Origin of the sequence: Pseudomonas sp. NPDC087804, from assembly GCF_044742965.1 — a bacterium.
Classification (GTDB): Bacteria; Pseudomonadota; Gammaproteobacteria; order Pseudomonadales; family Pseudomonadaceae; genus Aquipseudomonas; species Aquipseudomonas rustica.
The window spans coordinates 126,791-145,505 of sequence record NZ_JBIUVN010000003.1; the positions used below are offsets into that span (position 1 = coordinate 126,791).

The 18,715-nt window shown below is 58.1% G+C and carries 17 protein-coding genes and 2 pseudogenes; 9 read left to right on the plus strand and 10 right to left on the minus strand.

Annotated features, from left to right (window positions below; all coding sequences use genetic code 11):
- The first annotated feature begins 11 nt into the window (after positions 1–11).
- From mdtD to yccS, 4 genes are all read left to right on the plus strand, one after another.
- Positions 12–1,439, plus strand: coding sequence for a multidrug transporter subunit MdtD (gene mdtD / locus ACIOMO_RS09290; protein WP_008085779.1), 1,428 nt, complete (start codon positions 12–14; stop codon positions 1,437–1,439).
- Positions 1,440–1,710: 271 nt separating this feature from the next.
- Positions 1,711–3,096, plus strand: coding sequence for an ATP-dependent RNA helicase DbpA (gene dbpA, locus ACIOMO_RS09295; RefSeq protein ID WP_008085781.1), 1,386 nt, complete (start codon positions 1,711–1,713; stop codon positions 3,094–3,096).
- Positions 3,097–3,248: 152 nt separating this feature from the next.
- The gene (locus ACIOMO_RS09300; protein ID WP_401240135.1) at positions 3,249–4,427 is read left to right on the plus strand and encodes an NAD(P)/FAD-dependent oxidoreductase; all 1,179 of its coding nucleotides are present in this window, start codon (positions 3,249–3,251) and stop codon (positions 4,425–4,427) included.
- Between the two features lie 217 nt (positions 4,428–4,644).
- The gene (gene yccS / locus ACIOMO_RS09305; protein WP_401240138.1) at positions 4,645–6,837 is read left to right on the plus strand and encodes a YccS family putative transporter; all 2,193 of its coding nucleotides are present in this window, start codon (positions 4,645–4,647) and stop codon (positions 6,835–6,837) included.
- 122 nt (positions 6,838–6,959) lie between these two features.
- Here yccS and ACIOMO_RS09310 read toward each other — a convergent pair whose 3' ends face one another.
- Positions 6,960–7,697, minus strand: coding sequence for a substrate-binding periplasmic protein (locus ACIOMO_RS09310; RefSeq protein ID WP_401240141.1), 738 nt, complete (start codon positions 7,695–7,697; stop codon positions 6,960–6,962).
- A gap of 255 nt (positions 7,698–7,952) precedes the next feature.
- Here ACIOMO_RS09310 and ACIOMO_RS09315 point away from each other — a divergent pair, with 255 nt between their 5' ends.
- The gene (locus ACIOMO_RS09315; protein ID WP_053124612.1) at positions 7,953–8,405 is read left to right on the plus strand and encodes a GNAT family N-acetyltransferase; all 453 of its coding nucleotides are present in this window, start codon (positions 7,953–7,955) and stop codon (positions 8,403–8,405) included.
- Positions 8,406–8,604: 199 nt separating this feature from the next.
- On the opposite strand, the gene ACIOMO_RS09320 is transcribed toward ACIOMO_RS09315, so the two are convergent.
- From ACIOMO_RS09320 to ACIOMO_RS09330, 3 genes are read right to left on the minus strand one after another with little or no spacing between them, the layout of a single operon-like run.
- Positions 8,605–8,901 carry a helix-turn-helix domain-containing protein gene (locus ACIOMO_RS09320; protein ID WP_016772794.1) on the minus strand — a complete coding sequence of 99 codons (297 nt, stop codon included), beginning with the start codon at positions 8,899–8,901 and terminating at the stop codon, positions 8,605–8,607.
- A gap of 50 nt (positions 8,902–8,951) precedes the next feature.
- Entirely contained in the window at positions 8,952–9,440 is a 489-nt protein-coding gene (locus ACIOMO_RS09325; protein WP_159811846.1) for a YgjP-like metallopeptidase domain-containing protein, read from the minus strand.
- Positions 9,441–9,486: 46 nt separating this feature from the next.
- Positions 9,487–11,610, minus strand: a complete 2,124-nt coding sequence (locus tag ACIOMO_RS09330; RefSeq protein ID WP_053124617.1) for a bifunctional diguanylate cyclase/phosphodiesterase — start codon at positions 11,608–11,610, stop codon at positions 9,487–9,489.
- Positions 11,611–11,931: 321 nt separating this feature from the next.
- On the opposite strand from ACIOMO_RS09330, the gene ACIOMO_RS09335 reads away from it, so the two are divergent.
- Positions 11,932–12,600 (plus strand): polysaccharide lyase family 7 protein, encoded by a 669-nt coding sequence (locus ACIOMO_RS09335; RefSeq protein WP_053124619.1) that lies wholly within the window; start codon positions 11,932–11,934, stop codon positions 12,598–12,600.
- Between the two features lie 103 nt (positions 12,601–12,703).
- Here the strand turns inward: ACIOMO_RS09335 and ACIOMO_RS09340 are convergent, their stop codons facing one another.
- Positions 12,704–13,159 carry a ubiquitin-like protein gene (locus ACIOMO_RS09340; protein ID WP_401240145.1) on the minus strand — a complete coding sequence of 152 codons (456 nt, stop codon included), beginning with the start codon at positions 13,157–13,159 and terminating at the stop codon, positions 12,704–12,706.
- A 180-nt stretch (positions 13,160–13,339) separates the two neighbouring features.
- Here ACIOMO_RS09340 and ACIOMO_RS09345 point away from each other — a divergent pair.
- The 3 genes and pseudogenes from ACIOMO_RS09345 to ACIOMO_RS09355 all read left to right on the plus strand — a co-directional run.
- Positions 13,340–13,486, plus strand: a pseudogene (locus tag ACIOMO_RS09345) (transcriptional regulator); the annotation flags it as partial.
- A 57-nt stretch (positions 13,487–13,543) separates the two neighbouring features.
- Positions 13,544–13,666: pseudogene (locus tag ACIOMO_RS09350) on the plus strand (polysaccharide lyase family 7 protein); the annotation flags it as partial.
- A gap of 347 nt (positions 13,667–14,013) precedes the next feature.
- Complete coding sequence (locus ACIOMO_RS09355) at positions 14,014–14,325, plus strand: hypothetical protein (protein ID WP_159811849.1); 312 nt, start codon at positions 14,014–14,016, stop codon at positions 14,323–14,325.
- Positions 14,326–14,421: 96 nt separating this feature from the next.
- Here the strand turns inward: ACIOMO_RS09355 and fba are convergent, their stop codons facing one another.
- The 5 genes from fba to epd form a co-directional block, all read right to left on the minus strand.
- Complete coding sequence (fba, locus tag ACIOMO_RS09360) at positions 14,422–15,486, minus strand: class II fructose-bisphosphate aldolase (RefSeq protein ID WP_007913760.1); 1,065 nt, start codon at positions 15,484–15,486, stop codon at positions 14,422–14,424.
- A 245-nt stretch (positions 15,487–15,731) separates the two neighbouring features.
- On the minus strand, positions 15,732–16,064 hold the full coding sequence (locus ACIOMO_RS09365) for an MliC family protein (RefSeq protein WP_401240148.1): 333 nt from the start codon (positions 16,062–16,064) through the stop codon (positions 15,732–15,734).
- Between the two features lie 57 nt (positions 16,065–16,121).
- Complete coding sequence (locus tag ACIOMO_RS09370; protein ID WP_007913756.1) at positions 16,122–16,343, minus strand: hypothetical protein; 222 nt, start codon at positions 16,341–16,343, stop codon at positions 16,122–16,124.
- 34 nt (positions 16,344–16,377) lie between these two features.
- Positions 16,378–17,541, minus strand: coding sequence for a phosphoglycerate kinase (locus ACIOMO_RS09375; protein ID WP_401240151.1), 1,164 nt, complete (start codon positions 17,539–17,541; stop codon positions 16,378–16,380).
- A gap of 12 nt (positions 17,542–17,553) precedes the next feature.
- Positions 17,554–18,606, minus strand: a complete 1,053-nt coding sequence (epd, locus tag ACIOMO_RS09380) for an erythrose-4-phosphate dehydrogenase (protein WP_401240154.1) — start codon at positions 18,604–18,606, stop codon at positions 17,554–17,556.
- Between the last annotated feature and the right edge of the window lie 109 nt (positions 18,607–18,715).

Genomic DNA, 18,715 nt, shown 5'->3' on the forward strand with positions numbered 1-18,715 from the left:
CAAGAGGTTCCATGCCCAATCGCCCGCCTCTCGACGCCATCACCGCCCGCTGGTTGCCGTGGGTCGTCGCCATCGCGTTTTTCATGCAGTCCCTCGACGGCACCATTCTCAACACCGCCCTGCCCGCCATGGCTCGCGATCTCGCCGAGGATCCGTTGCGCATGCAGGGTGTGATCATTGCCTACATGCTCACCGTGGCGTTGCTGATCCCCGCCTCAGGCTGGATCGCCGACCGCTTCGGCACCAAGAAAATCTTCTTCGGTGCGATTCTGCTGTTCAGCTTCGGCTCGCTGCTTTGTGCGCTGTCGAGCAGCCTGAGCATGCTGATCGGCGCTCGCGTCATTCAAGGCCTGGGCGGTGCGTTGATGCTGCCGGTCGGGCGACTGGTGGTGTTGCGCGCTTATCCGCGATCCGAGCTGGTGCGGATCATGGGCTTTATCACCATTCCCGGTCTGCTCGGCCCGTTGATCGGCCCGACCATGGGCGGCTGGATGGTCGAATACCTGACGTGGCACTGGATCTTTCTGATCAACCTGCCGGTCGGCGTCATCGGTTGCTACGCAGTGTGGAAATTCATACCCGACCTGCGCGGCACTGAACGTACGCGCTTCGATAGCTTGGGTTTCCTGCTGTTCGGCGCGGCGATGATTCTGATCACCATCGCCATGGAAGGCCTTGGCGAATTGCATCTGCCGCACCTGCGCGTGATGTTGCTGCTGTTCGGCGGCATGGCCTGTCTGGCGGCGTACTGGTTGCGCGCCGGGCACATCGAAAACCCGCTGTTCGCGCCGTCACTGTTCAAGACCCGCACCTTTGCCGTCGGCATTCTTGGCAACCTGTTTGCGCGTCTGGGCAGCGGCGCGTTGCCGTTTCTGGTGCCGTTGCTGCTGCAAGTGGCGCTGGGTTATTCACCGTCGCAAGCGGGGATGAGCATGCTGCCGCTGGCCGCTGCGGCGATGATCGCCAAGTGGGTGGCGCGACCGCTGATTGAGCGGCTTGGTTACCGCATCGTCCTCACCGGCAACACGCTGGCGCTGGGGATCATGCTGGCGAGCATGGGCCTGGTCAGCGAGCAGACGCCGTACTGGTTGCTGCTGTGTCTGCTGGCGGTACTTGGCGCGATCAACTCGCTGCAATTTACGGCGATGAACACGGTGACGTTGATCGATCTGGATGACGCGAGCGCCAGTAGCGGCAACAGTTTGCTGTCGGTGGTGGCGCAGTTGTCGTTGAGTCTGGGTGTTGCCTGCGCGGGTGCGTTGCTTGGCGGGTTTACGGCGGAGGTCGGTAATGATGGTGTGGAGACTGTGCTGGGTGCCTTCCAGCTGACCTTTGTCACGGTCGGGATCATGGCGATGTTGGCCGCGACGATCTTCTCGCAGCTGTCGAAAGAAGACGGGCGCCGCGCTAAACGGCCGGAAGAACACATTGAACACTGATTTGTGCTGAAGGGCTTCTGTGGGAAGGGAATTGTGGTGAGGGGATTTATCCCCGATGGGTTGCGTATCAGCCCCAAAACGTTGAATGCGATCGGTCTGATGTACCGAGGTGGCAGGTATAGGGGGGTGCTGCGCCCCCCATCGGGGATAAATCCCCTCGCCACAGGTAAATCCTTCACTGCTGGTTTTAGTCACTGTTCGTCCAGAACTTTCGAGGAAAGTGGCACGGGGCTGCTACACTGCGCGACATTTTGTTTTGCAGGCCAGTCCCGTGACCACCATCGCCACCGCTTTTAATACTCTGCCGCTGTCCGCCGCCATGCTGGCTAACCTCGAATCCCTCGGTTATGCCCAGATGACGCCGATCCAGGCGCAGAGCTTGCCGGTGATCCTCAAAGGGATGGATCTGATCGCTCAGGCCAAGACCGGCAGCGGCAAAACCGCCGCGTTCGGCATCGGTTTGCTGAACCCGATCAACCCGCGCTACTTCGGTTGCCAGGCACTGGTGATCTGCCCGACGCGTGAGCTGGCCGACCAGGTCGCCAAGGAAATCCGTCGTCTGGCCCGTGCCGAAGACAACATCAAAGTCCTGACCCTGTGCGGCGGCGTGTCGTTTGGCCCGCAGATCGCTTCGCTGGAACACGGCGCGCACATCATCGTCGGCACCCCGGGCCGCATTCAGCAGCACCTGCGCAAGGGTTCGCTGGTGCTAGATGGCCTGAACACGCTGATCCTCGACGAAGCCGATCGCATGCTCGACATGGGTTTCTACGACGCCATCGAAGACATCATCGTCAAGACCCCGGAGCGTCGTCAGACCCTGCTGTTCTCCGCGACGTACCCGGTGGGCATCAAGCAACTGGCGTCGAAATTCATGCGTGACCCGCAAACGGTGAAAGCCGAAGCGTTCCACGATGACACGCAGATCGAGCAGCGCTTCTACGAGATTTCCCCGGAAGATCGCATGAGCGTGGTGACCAAAGTCCTGCACCACTTCCGCCCGGCGTCGTGCGTGGCGTTCTGCTTCACCAAGCAGCAAGTGCAAGAAACTGTTGATCACCTGACCGCCAAAGGCATTTCCGCCGTCGGCCTGCACGGCGATCTGGAACAGCGTGATCGCGATCAGGTGCTGGCGATGTTCGCCAACCGCAGTACTTCGGTATTGGTTGCCACCGACGTTGCCGCCCGTGGTCTGGACATCGATGCGCTGGACATGGTGATCAACGTCGAACTGGCGCGCGATTCGGAAATCCACATTCACCGCGTCGGCCGTACCGGTCGCGCTGGCGAGAAAGGCATCGCGATCAGCCTGGTTGCTCCGGGCGAAGCGCATCGCGCGCAAGCCATCGAGCAACTGCAAAAATCGCCGTTGAACTGGGATCAGGTCGATAACCTCAAGTCCCAGGGCCTCGCCCCGCTGCAACCGCCGATGACCACGCTGTGCATCGGTGCTGGCCGTAAAGACAAAGTGCGTCCGGGCGACATTCTGGGTGCACTGACGGGTGATGCCGGTATTCCCGGTGCGCAGGTTGGCAAGATCGCGATCTTCGACTTCCAGGCTTATGTGGCTGTAGACCGCACCGTGGCCATGCAAGCGTTGCAGCGCCTGAACGACGGCAAGATCAAGGGCCGTTCGCTGCGCGTGCGTATCCTGTAACCGATCTTCCATTTAACGAAGATCCCCTGTGGGAGCGAGCTTGCTCGCGAATGCAATCTGTCAGTCGACATCACGTTGAATGACACACCGCTTTCGCGAGCAAGCTCGCTCCCACAGTTTGTTTTGTAGCGACCCACCATGAGGACACCGTTTTGCGCTCTACCGAAGTCGTGATCATTGGCGCTGGCGCCGCTGGGTTGATGTGTGCACTGACCGCCGCCGGGCGTGGGCGTCAGGTATTGCTGCTTGACCACGCGAACAAGGCCGGCAAGAAAATCCTGATGTCGGGCGGTGGCCGCTGCAATTTCACCAACATGTACACCGAGCCGAGCAATTTCCTCTCGCAGAATGCGCACTTCTGCAAATCCGCACTGGCGCGTTACACCCAGTGGGATTTCATCGGCATGGTCGGCAAGCACGCCGTGCCGTATCACGAGAAAAAACTCGGCCAGCTGTTCTGCGATAACAAATCCAGCGACATCCTCGAAATGCTCCTCACCGAGTGCGATCAGGCCGGCGTCGAGTTGCACCTCGACACGTCGATCCAGACCATTGAGAAAGTAGAGAGCGGTTACCTGCTCGACACCACCCTCGGCCAGGTTCAGTGCCAGTCGCTGGTGATCGCTACCGGCGGCCTGTCGATCCCGACGCTGGGCGCCACCGGTTTTGGTTATCAAGTGGCCAAGCAATTCGGCCACGAATTGCTGCCGACTCGCGCCGGCCTGGTGCCGTTCACCATCACCGATCAGCTCAAAGAACTGTGCACCGAGCTGTCCGGAACGTCGGTGGATTGTCTGGTCAGCTGCAACGATCAGAGCTTTCGCGAAAACATCCTGTTCACTCACCGAGGCCTCAGTGGCCCGGCGATTTTGCAGATTTCCTCGTTCTGGGAATCCGGCGACACGGTGGAGATCAACCTGCTGCCGGATCACGACGCGGCGAGCTGGCTGCAACAGCAAGTGGCCGAGCGTCCGAACAGTGAATTGAAAACTTTGCTGGGTGAGATTTTCACCAAGAAGATGGCCAATCTGCTGGCGGACAACTGGTTTGTCTCCAAACCGATGAAGCAGTACACCTACGCAGAGCTGGCGGAAATCGCCGAGAAGCTGGGCAGCTGGAAAGTCGTGCCAGCCGGGACGGAAGGTTATCGCACGGCCGAAGTGACGCTCGGTGGCGTCGATACCCGCGAAGTGTCGTCCAAGACCATGGAATCGCTGAAAAGCCCGGGCCTGTATTTCATTGGCGAAGTGCTCGACGTCACCGGGCATCTGGGCGGCTTCAACTTCCAGTGGGCCTGGGCCTCCGGCTACGCCGCCGCGCAATACGCCTGACCGAAACAACACTCCCCCTGTAGGAGCTGCCGAAGGCTGCGATCTTTTGATCCTGTTTTAAGATCAAGATCAAAAGATCGCAGCCTTCGGCAGCTCCTACAAGGGCGTGCGAGGCGATCAAGGAACACTTTTTGCTGTCAGATGTGATCGCCGCCATTGCGTCGGCGTCATTACTGGCTCAATTTAGCGGCATCGCCTCGGAAGGCCTTCGCACTTCATGTCCTCGACCTCGTTTCGTCAGTCTTTGCGGCGCCTGTGGGCGCTGGATAAATTCAGCTACAGCGTGCGGGTGTTCATCGCCCTGACCGGCAGCATGGCGCTGTGTTGGTATCAGGATGAAATGGGCCTGTTGATCCCGTTGTTCCTCGGCATCATCGCCAGCGCCCTGGCCGAAACCGACGACAGTTGGCAGGGCCGCCTCAACGCCCTCGCCGTGACGCTGGTGTGTTTCAGCATCGCCGCGCTGTCGGTGGAATTGCTCTTCCCCTACCCCATCGTGTTTGCCATTGCCCTGGCGCTGGCGAGTTTCGGCCTGACCATGCTCGGTGCGCTCGGCGAGCGTTATGGGGCGATTGCTTCGGCGACATTAATCCTCTCCGTGTACACGATGATCGGTGTGGATCAGCGCGGTGGCGCGGTCACCGATTTTTGGCACGAACCGATGCTGCTGGTCGCCGGCGCTGCGTGGTACGGCTTGCTCTCGGTGTTGTGGCAGGCGCTGTTTTCCAATCAACCGGTGCAGCAAAGTCTGGCGCGACTGTTCCGCGAACTGGGCTTTTACCTGAAACTGAAATCCTCGCTGTTCGAGCCGATTAGGCAGATGGACGTCGAAGCGCGGCGTCTGGAACTGGCCCAGCAAAACGGTCGTGTGGTGGCGGCGCTGAACAGTGCCAAGGAAATCATCCTGCACCGGGTCGGCAACGGTCGCCCCGGCTCGAAAGTCAGCCGCTACTTGAAACTGTACTTCCTCGCGCAGGACATTCACGAACGCGCCAGCTCTTCGCACTATCCGTACAACGCGTTGGCCGATGCGTTTTTCCACAGCGACGTGCTGTTCCGCTGCCAACGTCTGCTGCGCCAGCAAGGCAAAGCCTGCCGAGCACTGGCCGAGTCGATACAGTTGCGTCAGCCGTTCACCTACGACGCCAGTTTCGCCGAAGCCCTCAGCGACCTCGACGCGTCCCTCGAACACCTGCGCATCCAAAGCAATCCGGCCTGGCGCGGACTGCTGCGCTCGCTGCGCGCACTGGCCGCCAACCTCGGCACCCTCGACCGTTTACTTAGCGACGCGAGCAACCCCGATGCCTTGGCTGATGCAACCGACAGCAGCCTGCTCGACCGCTCACCACGCAATTTCAAAGACGTCTGGATTCGCCTGCGTACACAACTGACGCCGACGTCCTTGCTGTTCCGTCATGCCCTGCGCCTGCCATTGGCACTGAGTATCGGCTACGGCATGGTGCATTTGATTCACCCGTCGCAAGGCTACTGGATCATTCTCACCACGCTGTTCGTCTGCCAGCCGAACTACGGCGCGACGCGGCGCAAACTCGGTCAGCGGATCTTCGGCACCGCCATCGGCCTGACCGTGGCGTGGGCGCTGTTCGATCTGTTCCCGAACCCGTTGGTGCAATCGTGTTTCGCCATCGCTGCCGGCGTGGTGTTCTTTACCAACCGCACCACCCGCTACACGCTGGCGACCGCCGCGATCACCATCATGGTGCTGTTCTGCTTCAATCAGGTCGGCGACGGTTACGGGCTGTTCCTGCCACGACTGTTCGATACGCTGCTCGGCAGCTTGATTGCGGGGCTCGCGGTGTTCCTGTTCCTGCCGGACTGGCAGGGTCGACGCCTGAACAAAGTGCTGGCCAACACCCTGACCTGCAACAGCATCTATCTGCGCCAGATCATGCAGCAATACGCCGCAGGCAAAAGCGACGACCTCGCTTATCGTCTCGCCCGGCGCAATGCACACAACGCCGATGCGGCGCTGTCGACGACGCTGGCGAACATGCTCATGGAGCCGGGGCATTTCAGGAAGGAAGCGGATGTCGGTTTCCGCTTTCTGGTGTTGTCGCACACGTTGCTGAGTTATCTGTCAGGCCTGGGCGCGCATCGTGAGACCCAGTTGCCGGCGGAGGTGCGCGAGCAGTTGATCGATGGGGCCGGCGTGAAACTGGCGGCGAGCATTGATGAAATTGCTCAGGGGCTGGCGAGTAAACAGCCGATTGCGATTCAGAGTGATGAAGAAGAAGCGCTGGCCAATGAGCTGGAGCAGATGGCCGATGAGATTGATGAAGGGCAGCGGTTGGTGCAGACGCAGTTGGCGTTGATCTGTCGGCAGTTGGGGCCGTTGCGCACTTTGGCGGCGCATCTGATCAAGGATACCAGTGAGGTTAGTGCTGCCTGACAGGACGCCTTCGCGAGCAAGCTCGCTCCCACATTTGTTCTGTGTCGTTCACAAATCCAATGTGGGAGCGAGCTTGCTCGCGAAGAGGCCATCAGGAACAACACAACTCTGGGATCAGAAACTCACATCCCATGCTGGCGCAGCATCCGCTCATAACTCCCATCCGCCTTCATCGCCGCAATCGCCTTATCAAACCCCGCGACAATCTGCGCATGCTGCGGATTCTTCAGGCTGACCAAAATGTGCAGGCTGTTCTCACTCAACGGCTTGGGCAAAAACTCCACGGAGTTGCGCACCTTGGCTGATTCTCGCGCCAGGTAATACTTCGCCACGTACTCATCTTCCAGCGTCAACTTGACCCGATCCGCCGCGAGCATGCGCACGGCCATGGCGAAGTTATGCACAGGGACTTTCTGCAACGCCGTGTCGGCATCGAACGGCGCTGAATAGGCATAACCGCGCACCACCGCAATCGGATAGGTGTGCAGTTGTTGCAGATTGGAGTAGTCGAGCGGTGTGTCTTTGCGCTTGAGAAAGCGGATGCGGTTGAGCAGATATTCGCCGGAAAACTGCCCGAGTCTGGTACGGTCTTCGTTGTACCAAGCGTTGACCAACACGTCGTAACGCCCCTCGCCAACCCCCAACAGCGCCCGCGCCCACGGCACTTGCTCGTAGCCACTGGCATAACCGGCGCGGGCCAGCGCGGTGCTGACGATGTCGGTGGCCAGACCGCCATTGACCAGCGTGTCGTCGGTAAAGGGCGGCCAGATATCAAACACCAGCCGCAGCTTGTCCGCTGCAGCGGTTTGAGCCAGCAGGAGCAGTCCGATCAACGCAAAGGCTCGATACACACGCGGCATGCTTGAAAATCCTTAGCGGGCGGGCTGCCCGGCCTGTTTTCAGTCAAAACCCCAAGGCCCCTTACCGGCAAAACCCAGGCACTAACAGTAGCTCAACGGAGCCAGTGCACAGCGCTCTCCAGCAGATTACACAAAGACGTGACGACCGCGAGAAAGGAATGATGGCATTTTGATCTTTGTCACAGACTCTTACGCCATGCAGACATCAAAGGCGTGGGCGCTTAGTATCCGGACACACGTTCAAGGAGTCGGCAAATGAATATCGAGTGGATCTGCAAACATCACAGCGATCTGGGCAAGGAGCAGCTGTACGCCATTTTGAAGCTGCGCTCGGAAGTGTTCGTGGTCGAACAGAAATGTGCCTACCTGGATCCCGATGGTCAGGATCTGGCCGGCGATACCTGCCATTTGATGGGTTGGGCCGATGATCAACTGGTCGCCTACCTGCGCCTGCTGGATCCGGAATCCCAGGGCGGTGACGTGGTGATTGGCCGCGTGCTGACCTCAACGGAGGGACGCGGTAAAGGCCTGGGCCACGAGATGCTGGAAGAGGCGTTGAAACAGGCTGAAAAGAACTGGCCAGCGATACCGATCTATCTGTCGGCGCAGGCGCATTTGCAGGGGTATTACGGCAAGTACGGGTTTGTGGTGGCGGGTGAGGAATATCTGGAGGATGACATTCCGCATATTGGAATGCGTCGCTCCTGAATCAGCCCTCACCCTAGCCCTCCCGAAACGTCGGACCGCCCAGAGGGAGAGGGAACTGACCGCGTTGTCTGGCGCTATACGCCGACCTGAAAAACCGCATCGATTATGGATTCAGAAGCACTCGTTCACGTCGGCGTACTTCTCCAATATCCCCCAATCAGTCCCCTCTCCCTCCGGGAGAGGGTTAGGGTGAGGGGCTCTATGGATATTCCAATACAGCCTTGATCTGCCGCAAATTCCGCTCAATCCACCCCCGATCAATCGCCCCCCACTCGCGAATCCGATAACGACCGGCATGGTTGCGTGCGCCCTCTTCCTGCTCGAATTCACAAATGATGTCCAGATCCGCCAACGCCGCGATCGTGTCCTGCGCCGTGCGCCGGGGCATGCCGGTCACTTCGGTCAGCGTCGGTACACTCGGCGCCAGACCGCTGTCGATCAGGTACGCCACGTATAGGCGGCGATAGAAACTGCTTTTGGTCTTGCTGACGTCCATGCATGGGCCCATTAATTGGAAAATCAAAAGATCGCAGCCTGCGGCAGCTCCTACAAATCCCGCCACGTCAGGTACACACGCAGATCAAACTCGATCTGGTGATAGCCCGGCAGCATGTGCTCGCACAATTTATAAAACGCCTTGTTGTGATCCGACTCTTTGAAGTGCGCCAGTTCATGCACGACGATCATTTTCAGAAAGTCCGGCGCGGCGTCCTTGAACAACGAGGCGATACGAATTTCTTTCTTCGATTTGAGCTTGCCGCCCTGCACCCGCGACACCGTGGTGTGTAGACCGAGGGCGCGGTGGGTCAGGTCGAGGCGGTTGTCGAACAGCACCTTGTCGATAGCCGGGGCGTTGCGCAGGTATTCCTGCTTCAGATCCAGCGCGTAGCTGTACAACGCCTTGTCGCTCTGCACATCGTGCCGCCCCGGATAACGCTGGCTCAGGTAATCGCCCAAACGCCCTTCGGCGATCAGTTGGCGCACCTGATCCTGCAATTGCGCGGGATAGGCCTGGAGGTACTTCAACACGGTCATGGACGGGCGGCACGGTTCGAAAAAAAGGTGCGCCAGTGTAGCGAATTCAGCCGGGCAGCGCGCTCCAGTCGAACGGCTCGGCGAAGCTGGCGGCGTCTTCGGCGATCAATGGCCGTGCGACAAGGAAACCTTGCACGTACTCGCAGCCATGCGCCTGCAGCCATTGGTATTGCTCGATGGTTTCGACCCCTTCGGCGATCACCAGCAAACCGTACTGTTTGCACAGGTTGATCACCGTGCTGACCAGTGAGGCGTCGCGCGCAGAGTCCGGCAATCGAGCGATGAGATGGCGATCAAGTTTGAGTGTGTCCAGCTCCAGATCACGCAGATGCGCCAGCGAACACGGGCCAGAACCGAAATCATCCAGTGCCACCCGCACACCGAGATTGCGCAACAAGCGCAGTTGCTTGCGGGTTTCGTCAGGGTTTTGCATCAAGGCTTCTTCGGTGACTTCAACTTCCAGTTGCCGAGGCTGTAGCGCATGGCGCTCCATGACCTGACGCAATTCAGTGACCAGATTCGGCATGCTGAACTGGGTGTTGCTCAAACTCACACCAAGCACCAGATCTTCAGCGAACAAGGTTTCCCAGGCTTTGCGTTGACCAGCGCCGCGATGATAAATCCAGCTGCCAAGCCGACTGATCAACCGCGCCTCTTCCAGCAACGGCAAAAACAGCCCTGGCGGGACATCGCCAACGCTCGGGTGCTGCCAGCGCAGCAGTGCTTCAAACCCACGGATCTGGCCAGTGTCGATGGCCACTTGCGGCTGATAAACCAGATTGAAATCACGGTTCTCGATGGCGGTGCGCACGCTCTCTTCGAGCATCAAGCGCGAACGGGCGCGGCCATTCATTTCGTGATCATAGAAGCGATATTGCTGACGACCGGCGCGTTTGGCTTCGTACATGGCAATGTCGGAGGCGCGCAGCAGTCCGTCGAGGTTTGAGCCGCAGTCCGGAAACGTCGCGATACCGATACTGGCGCCGAGGGCGATATCCAGCCCTTCGATTTGCTGGCAGATGGAAACGCGCTCGATGAGTTTCTCGGCGATCTTTGCCGCTTGCTCAGGGAATTCCAGATCCAGCAGCGCGGTGAATTCATCGCCGCCCATGCGCGCGAGGATATCGAACGGTCGCAGGCAAGCCTTCAACTGTTCAGAGACCCAGCGCAACACGCGGTCGCCAGCATCGTGACCCAGCGAATCGTTGACCCGTTTGAAGCCATCGAGATCCAGATACAGCAGCACCCAACTGCTGTCGCTGCGCTCCCCACGCAGCAGCAGGTTTTCAACGGTCTGGTAGAAACCTCGGCGATTGAGCAAACCGGTCAAAGGATCGGTAACCGCTTGGAATTCCAGTTGCTGATGAAGGTGACGTACGACCGACATGTCCAGCACGGTCACCACCATCGCGTGCTGCTCAGACGGCAGCGCAGCACATGAAAGTGCCACCGGCACCTGCTGACCCGGCGCGGTGCGTAATAAAGCGTCGTGCAGTCTTAGCGTTTCCCCGCGTTTGTAGCCGGCATAAAACTCGGAATCGGCCCACACGGGAATGTGCGGTTTCTGCAGGTAGTCGAGAAACTCCTTACCCTCCAGCTCCGTTACTGGCGCGTTGAGCAGCCGGGAAATCGCCGGGTTGGCAAAACGGATCACGCCGTCCTCGCCCACCACCAAAATCCCTTCGGCAGCGTTATCCAATACCGAAGCATTAAAGGCTCGCGCCGCTTCCAGATCATGACTCAGACGCTGCAATGCGCGGCGATTGCGCTGGTGTTCCAGCAATGCCTGCACCTTGGGCTTGAGAATCTGTGGGTCGAACGGTTTGAACAGGTAATCCACTGCACCGCTGGCGTAACCCTTGATCACGGCATCCTGAGATTGCTCGTTGGCGGTGAGGAAAATAATTGGCGTAAGCCGCGTACGCTGACTGCCGCGCATCAGCCGCGCGACCTCGAAACCGTCCATGCCCGGCATCTGCACATCGAGCAGTACCAGATCGACGTCGTGTTCAAGCAACAGACTGAGCGCCTCGAAACCGGAGGCGGCGGTGATGACCTGCCAGTCCTGACGCTGCAGCAACGCGCGCATGCTGATCAGGTTTTCAGGGTAATCATCAACAATCAATAGGACAGAGTTGCCTTCACCTGGCGGGGGTTGCGCGCATTCCATGCTGCTTCTCTTCTCGGGACTACAGGTCGGTTCCGGTAAAAACCGTACACATACTGAGCGTTCACTCTAGTCCGGGATCTGTAAAAGCAATAGCTGTCATCAGGCCATCATTTAACCAAACGTGCCATTTACCGACTAACGGTCACCGCTACAGCCCCCGGAATCCGGGAAAGATGGCATTTCGACAGGATGTTGACGTCAATCATCTGCCAAACGGGCGTTAACAAAAAACGCCTCTACGCTTATAAAGGCCGCCCCCAAAAGGCGCGGGCTAGAGCTTCTGGCACCCGCGTTCAGGATGAACTGAGTGGAAGAACCGACATGATCGATCTCGCAACATGGAACCTCAGCGTTCCCGTCGGCAGTCCGCCGTACACCGTCGAAACCTCAAAACTGGTGAATGGCTTCAAAGATCAGTACTTCCATTCCGACACCGGCACCTTGTTCTTCTGGTCACCGGTGACCGGCTCAAAAACCGAAAACGCCATCTATCCACGCACTGAACTGCGCGAGACCTACAGCAATGGCACGCTGCGAAACTGGTACTACCCGGATGCCGACAACTTGCTGCGCGCGACGGTTACGGTCAACAAAGTGCCGAGCTCGGGCAAGATCGTGATCGGCCAGATTCATGCGTATGAAAGCCAGCGGCCAATGGTGAAACTTGAATATCAGTACAAGACCAAGACTGAAACCGGCAATCTCGTGATCAAAGTGCGCATGCACCCGGATGACAAAGAAAGCCGCGTTATTACCTTGGCCACCGGGATCAAACTGGATAACGAGTTCAACTACCTCATCCACCTGAGCCCGGGCGGCGCGCTAGGCGTGAGCGCGGCCGGTTATCAATGGGATTCCCAGATCAGCGCAACGTGGCGGAATAAACCGCTGTACTTCAAGGCCGGGGTTTACGTGCAAGACAACACCGGCTACACCAGCGAAGGCGGCCAGGTGACCTTCACCAAACTGGATATCGATCACGATAAATGATCCATCACCAACCCCACAGTACTGTAGGAGCAGCCTCAGGCTGCCTCTACGGTGGGAATTATCTTTTGCGACGCACCGATTAACAAGTAGTTCAGCACGCAATTTACCCTCCGTGTAAACGTAGTACCAAATGCAAAGTTGAGTTCTCCTTGATTCCATAGGAGTCCAACGTGCGCCCATCTTGGAGTTCCCTGCCTGCAAACAATAGTCGTTGCCGATCAGGAAGAGTACCTTCTTTGTCCTGAATTTTTGCTTTTACAATTTCTATCGAATCCGACGTACTAACGGTCAGTTTTATTATCCTTCCGCCTCCTGCATCAACGGATAAAAATTTGGCCTCAGGTTTAAAGCTGACAATCCTTTTAATCAACACGACTCTAATATCACCATCACCGCCTTCGCCAACAATCGTCAGCATTGAACTATCTTTTTCTTTCAGCTTACCTGTAAATATCCGATGCTCCTGCGCGCCTGTGATCGCATCATTAAAGACATATTCTACAACGACCCCATCACCCAATAGAGTCGAGTCCAATTGAGCCTGAATTATCGCATCCATAATAATATTCTTTACCTAGATCAAATGAGGCTGGAATTTTCATCCTCTGAACATGGAACCACCACTGTCAAAGCTGACAGTTTTTAATAACAATTTAGAATTAAAAATCAGGAAAACCAATAAGAAGCTCATTCAATATCTGGAGCGGCAAACAGCGGCATTCGGCTAAGGCCATTCCCGCTGACACGCCACAAAGTCATCCCAGTAGAGAAAGGCACTTTTTCCGTTGGCATGATCGCGTATGCACGGGTGCCGGGTGCGCGTGAACTCGCAGTCGTTCCAGCCGCCATGCTAACCCTTGAAGAGCTTGGGGATTTATTCGAATGAAATGACCTCGCTCCAAGTCAGCACTCCTGAGGGCAATAGCGGTCGGGTTTTCAGCGCGCAACGTGGCGGAATAAGCCGCTGTACTTCAAGGCCGGGGTTTACGTGCAAGACAACACCGGCTACACCAGCGAAGGCGGCCAGGTGACCTTCACCAAACTGGATATCGATCACGATAAATAACCCACCGAGGCCCCCACCCCCCGGTGGGAGTTGGCTTTCCAACGATGACGGCCTCGCAGACACCTCCTACCTGGCAGATCACATCCGATCCAACTGTAGGAGTGAGCCTGCTCGCGATGTCGGACTAGCATTCAACATTTGTGCTGAATGACCCACCGCGATCGCGAGCAGGCTCACTCCTACAGGTGACCACTTGTTTACGGAACAAGTATCACGAAATGTTATTAAAAACTGTCAACTCTGACAGGCGACACAGAAAAAGGCATAGTTTAAGTTCCTCTCTGCAATTAAAAATAAAACATCAATTCTGGTTCACCTAGAAACCTTATACAAAAAGGATTTTTATCATGGGCAAGCTAGTTGGGAACTACTATGGCGCTTTCGGCGGAGCCAATATTTACCTTTACGTAACTTACAGTGATGACATCGGCGGAGCAGTGACAGCAACTGCCAGCATCAGCGGCCCCACAGGCACACTGACGGGACATCAAACCATCGGTGCAACCACCACGACTGTGATGCTGACCGGGACTGTCGGAGAAAACGCCGAAAGCTGGACATTTAACACGTCGGACTTTAATACCTTAAGTGGGGGCCGCAATTATGCAGGCCCCAATGGTGTTTGGACTTATCAAGGTTTTGGCCTCGGCCGAACTTAATACGCATCAAAACTCAAGTAGTAAAGTTGCCGCGTTCAAAACCAACAAAAAACCCGCCTCTCGGCGGGTTTCTCTTCAACAGGTCAAACCAAACGCTTAGTTAACCTTAGCGTTCAACTCACCTTTCAGATAACGCTGATACATCGCTTCCAGCGAGATCGGTTTGATCTTCGAAGCATTGCCCGCAGTACCGAACGCTTCATAACGAGCGATACACACATCACGCATCGCAGTCACGGTCGCGCCGAAGAATTTACGTGGGTCGAATTCGCTCGGGTTGGTGGCCATCAGGCGACGCATCGCACCGGTGGATGCCAGACGCAGGTCGGTGTCGATGTTGACCTTGCGCACGCCGTACTTGATGCCTTCGACGATTTCTTCAACCGGTACGCCGTAGGTTTCTTTGATGTCGCCGCCGTACTGGTTGATGATCGCCAGCCACTCTTGTGGCACCGACGAGGAACCGTGCATCACCAGGTGGGTGTTCGGGATGCGTTTGTGGATTTCCTTGATACGGTCGATCGCCAACACGTCGCCAGTAGGTGGCTTGGTGAACTTGTAGGCGCCGTGGCTGGTGCCGATGGCGATGGCCAGGGCATCGACCTGGGTGCGTTTAACGAAGTCAGCGGCTTCTTCCGGGTCGGTCAGCATTTGGCTGTGATCCAGAACGCCTTCGGCGCCGATGCCGTCTTCTTCACCGGCCATGCCGGTTTCCAGCGAACCCAGGCAGCCCAGCTCGCCTTCTACCGAAACGCCGCAGGCGTGAGCCATGGCCACGGTTTGTTGGGTAACGCGGACGTTGTAGTCGTAGTCGGTCGGGGTCTTGCCGTCTTCGCCCAGCGAGCCGTCCATCATTACCGAGCTGAAGCCCAGTTGGATCGAACGCTGGCAGACGTCAGGGCTGGTGCCGTGGTCCTGGTGCATGCACACCGGGATGTGCGGGAACTCTTCGATCGCGGCCAGGATCAGGTGACGCAGGAATGGCGCGCCGGCGTATTTGCGAGCGCCGGCCGAAGCCTGAACGATCACCGGGGAGTCAGTCTTGTCAGCGGCTTCCATGATGGCGCGCATCTGCTCAAGGTTGTTGACGTTGAAAGCTGGAACGCCGTAGCCGAATTCGGCTGCGTGGTCCAACATCTGGCGCATGCTGATAAGTGCCATTGTGTGTGTCTCTCCCGGTTGAGGGTCGTTAATCGTGCCAGCCTGCCGGAGCGGCGGCGGCTATTCAAGTGATTGCAGATCGGGGGTTGAGGCCCGGTCTGGTGATTCGATAAAGCCAATTCTTCAGAACTGCGCAGAACCCTTGTAGGAGCAAAGCTTGCTCGCGAATGCGCTGGCACATTCACTGTTGATGCAAGCTGAACCAGCGCTTTCGCGAGCAAGCTCTGCTCCTACAGGTGTTGCAATTACTCGGCGTTGCAGCCGCGGCCGATCAGGTCATTGGTGGCGACCCAGTACACCAGGCCTTCCTCTCGCTTGACGTGAAACGCCAGCATGCCGTCGCTGTACAGCGTGCCCGAAGCGCCCGGCTCTTCTTTCAGGCGATAGACCTGATCACCGCCGCCCAGTCGAACGTCGACTTCCTTCTTGTCGGCATCAGCGTAGCGCCACAGCACTTTGGCCTGGCTGTCGCAGGTCCAGGTCGTCCAGTTATCCGCCGGGGCAGACGACTGAAACAGGTTCAACTGCGCGCAACCGCCCAACAATGCCAACGCCGCAATGGCGATCAAGCCTTTCATCCGTGTTCCTCGACTGACGGCGCATGCCGCCAGCCCTGAGTTAAAGAGTCAGACCCGTCAAGGACAACCATGTTCCTTGGCCGGGGTTTGCGTCTCGTATTTGTCCAGACCGTCCGGCCCCGAGCGCTTGTTCAGCACAGGGTTGGTTTCGGCCTGCCAGTCGGCCTGATAACAGCCCTTCTGCGACTCGCTCGGCGCCGGCGTGGCTTCGGCCTTCGGGTTACTCCCGCAGGCCGCCAGCGTACCGGTCAGCAACAACAGTGCTAACGACTTGACCATGTGAACACTCCTTTGCCTGGCCAAACGGGCGGCCTCAGGCCTTGGCCCGGCTTTCCAGGACTTCAACGGCTGGCAGCACTTTGCCCTCGACGAATTCGAGGAACGCGCCACCACCGGTGGAAATGTAGGAGATTTGCTCAGCCACGCCATATTTATCGATGGCGGCCAGGGTGTCGCCACCGCCAGCAATGGAGAATGCCGAGCTTTCAGCGATGGCCTGAGCCAGCACTTTGGTGCCGTTGCCAAACTGGTCGAATTCAAACACGCCGACCGGGCCGTTCCACAGAATGGTTTTCGACGATTTCAGCAGTTCGGCGAAGTTGGCTGCGGTTTGCGGGCCGATGTCCAGAATCATGTCGTCAGCCGCGACGTCAGCGATCAGCTTGACGGTGGCTTCTGCGGTTTCGGCGAATTCTTTGGCAACCACCACGTCAACCGGCAGTGGCACGCTGACTTTGGCGGCGATGGCGCGTGCGGTGTCGAGCAGATCCGGTTCGTACAGCGACTTGCCCACCGGGTGACCGGCCGCCGCGAGGAAGGTGTTGGCGATGCCGCCGCCGACGATCAACTGGTTGCAGATCTGGCTCAGGCTGTTCAGCACGTCGAGTTTGGTCGACACCTTGGAGCCGGCAACGATGGCTGCCATTGGTTGAGCCGGTGCGCCCAGGGCTTTGCCCAGTGCATCCAGTTCAGCGGCCAACAGTGGGCCAGCAGCGGCGACTTTGGCGAACTTGGCCACGCCGTGGGTCGAACCTTCGGCGCGGTGAGCGGTGCCGAACGCGTCCATCACGAACACGTCGCACAGGGCGGCGTATTGCTGGGCCAGTTCGTCAGCGTTCTTTTTCTCGCCTTTGTTGAAGCGCACGTTTTCGAACAGCACGATGTCGCCAGCCTTGACGTCAACGCCACCCAGGTAATCAGCCACCAGCGGCACTTCGCGGCCCAGCGCTTTGCTCAGGTAGTCAGCGACAGGCTTGAGGCTGTTCTCGGCGGAGAACTCGCCTTCGGTCGGACGGCCAAGGTGCGAGCAGACCATCACGGCCGCGCCTTTTTCCAGGGCCAGCTTGATGGTCGGCAGCGAAGCCAGGATACGCGCATCGCTGGTGTCAACACCGTCCTTGACTGGGACGTTGAGGTCTTCGCGGCTCCATACGCGCTTACCTTGCAGATCGAGGTCGGACATCTTCAACACGGTCATGGGTCGCACTTCCTACGGTTTTTTTGAAATGGCTGTTTGCAGATAGTGTTCTGCAACGTCCAGCATTCGGTTGGCAAAACCCCATTCGTTGTCGAACCAGGCCAGGATGTTCACCAGTTTTGGGCCGGAAACACGGGTCTGACTGGCATCGACGATGGCCGAATGTGGGTCATGGTTGAAATCACAGCTGGCGTGCGGCAACTCGGTATACGCCAGCAGGCCTTTGAGCGGGCCAGTGGTGGCGGCCTCGCGCAGGATCCGGTTGACCTCATTGGCGTCGGTCGCGGTGGCGGTCTGCATCGTGATGTCGAGGCAGGACACGTTGACCGTCGGCACGCGTACGGCTTTGGCTTGAATTCGCCCGGCAAGTTCCGGCAGCAGACGCTCGATCCCGCGCGCCAGACCAGTGGACACCGGGATCACCGACTGGAACGCCGAGCGCGTGCGGCGCAGGTCTTCGTGGTGATAAGCGTCGATCACTGGCTGATCGTTCATCGCCGAGTGAATCGTGGTGATCGACACGTAATCGAGGCCGATGGCCTTGTCGAGCAGGCGCAACAGCGGCACGCCGCAGTTGGTGGTGCAGGAGGCGTTGGACACCAGCAGTTCGTCGCCGGTCAGGCAATCCTGATTGACGCCGTAAACGATGGTGGCGTCGACATCCGCCTCGCTGGCCATCGGCTGCGAGAACAATACGCGTGGCGCGCCAGCGTCGAGAAAGCGCTGGCCGTCTTCGCGGGTGTTGTAGGCACCGGAACACTCAAGCACCAGATCGACGCCAAGCGACGCCCAATCAATACCTTCGGGGGTGGCACTGCGCAGAACCTTCACGCAGTCGCCATTAATGTAGAGACAATCGCCTTCTACTCGCACTTCGCCGGGAAAACGGCCGTGGGTGGAGTCGAAGCGTGTCAGGTATTCGATGCTGGCCATGTCCGCCAGATCGTTGATCGCGACAATTTCAAACCCGGCTTTCTCGCCTCGCTCAAACAACGCACGCAAGACGCAACGACCAATCCGGCCGTAGCCGTTGAGTGCAACTTTGTAAGGACGCGGTTGAGGCATGGGGTTCTCGATTACCGTTTGAATCCGTTATTGCAGTGGTGTCTGAACCACCGATTTCGCGAGCAAGCCCGCTCCCACATTGGATCAGGGTTGTGAACACTGTTTGTGT